Source organism: Methylobacterium sp. WL116 (assembly GCF_008039455.1).
Lineage (GTDB): Bacteria > Pseudomonadota > Alphaproteobacteria > Rhizobiales > Beijerinckiaceae > Methylobacterium.
The window spans coordinates 1-1452 of record NZ_VRUV01000802.1 but is presented as its reverse complement, the minus strand read 5'-3'; the positions used below and the strand labels follow the sequence as shown (position 1 = coordinate 1452).

At 72.1% G+C, this 1452-nt stretch carries 1 protein-coding gene and 1 pseudogene; both read left to right on the top strand.

The genetic code is table 11. From position 1 onward, the window contains the following. Positions 1-1193: gamma-glutamyltransferase family protein (locus tag FV223_RS27475; protein ID WP_147729854.1), on the top strand; the 1193-nt coding region annotated here is incomplete at its 5' end. Between the two features lie 102 nt (positions 1194-1295). After that, positions 1296-1452, top strand: a pseudogene (locus FV223_RS32195) (alcohol dehydrogenase); the annotation flags it as partial.

Below are 1452 nucleotides of genomic sequence, written 5' to 3'. Positions count from 1 at the left end.
CCATCGAGATCGCCGAGCGCGGCTACCTCGCGCCGATCGTGGTGCAGCAGAAATGGGCCGCCGCGGCAGCGGTCCCCGACCTCGTGCGCCAGCCGGGCTTTTCGGAGTTCTTCCTGCCCCGCGGCCGCGCGCCGGATGTCGGCGAGCTGGTCACGCTCAAGGCCGCCGCGCGGACGCTGCGCGCCATCGCCGAGACGAAGGGCAAAGCCTTCTACGAGGGCGAGATCGCCGAGGCCATGGCGCGGCACGCGGGCGCGAACGGCGGCGCGATGACGGTGGCGGACCTGTCCGCCTACCGCCCGGAATGGGTGACGCCGACGCGCAAGGACTACCGCGGCTACACGCTGCACGAGATCCCGCCGAACGGGCAGGGCATCGCCGCGCAGATCGCGCTGGGCATCCTCGAGAGCTTCGACCTCGACGGGATGGCGGTGGACGGGGCGGAGGCGCAGCACCTGCAGATCGAGGCGATGAAGCTCGCCTTCGCCGACACCTACGCCCACGTCGCCGACGGGCCCGCGATGCGGGTGAGCCCCGAGGCGATGCTCGACGACGCCTACCTCGCGTCCCGCGCCAAGCTGATCGACCCGCGCCGCGCGCAGGATTTCGGCGCCGGCAACCCGGTGCGCGGCGGCACGATCTACCTCACCGCCGCCGACGAATCCGGGATGATGGTGAGCTTCATCCAGTCGAACTTCATGGGCTTCGGCTCCGGCGTGGTGGTGCCGGAGTGGGGCCTGTCGCTGCAGAACCGCGGCTACGGCTTCGTCCTCGACGAAGCGAGCCCGAATTGCGTGGCGCCGGGCAAGCGCCCGTTCCACACCATCATCCCCGGCTTCCTCACGCAGGGCGGCGCCCCGGTGATGAGTTTCGGCGTAATGGGCGGCAACATGCAGCCGCAGGGCCACGTGCAGACGCTGGTGCGGATGATCGACCACGCCCAGAACCCGCAAGCCGCCTGCGACGCCCCGCGCTGGCGCTTCAACCAGGGCCTCGAGATCAACGCCGAATCCGCGATGCCGGCGGACACGCTCGACGGCCTCGTCGCCCGCGGCCACCGGGTCGCGGTGATCCGGGACAGCTACCAGGATTTCGGCGCCGGCCAGTTCATCTGGCGGATGGGCGACCCCGGCGTCGAAGGCTACGCCGCCGCCAGCGACCCGCGCCGCGACGGGCAGGCGGTGGTCTGGTGAGGCCGAAGCGCCCCGACGCGGCATCCCGGGTCGCCGCTGGCGATCGCGCGCCGAGCGGTTAGGCTGGCGCGGCGAAACATCCGTCCGCCGAGGCTCCCGGCCATGAACCCGTTCCTGTTCCAGACCACGCCGAACCTGCTGTTCGAGGCCGGGGCGGCGGGCAAGATCCCCGAGCTGGTCGCCAAGTTCGGCGCGCGAACCATCCTGCTGGTGACCGACCGGGGCGTGCGCGCCGCCGGGCTGACGCGGGCGGCCGAGG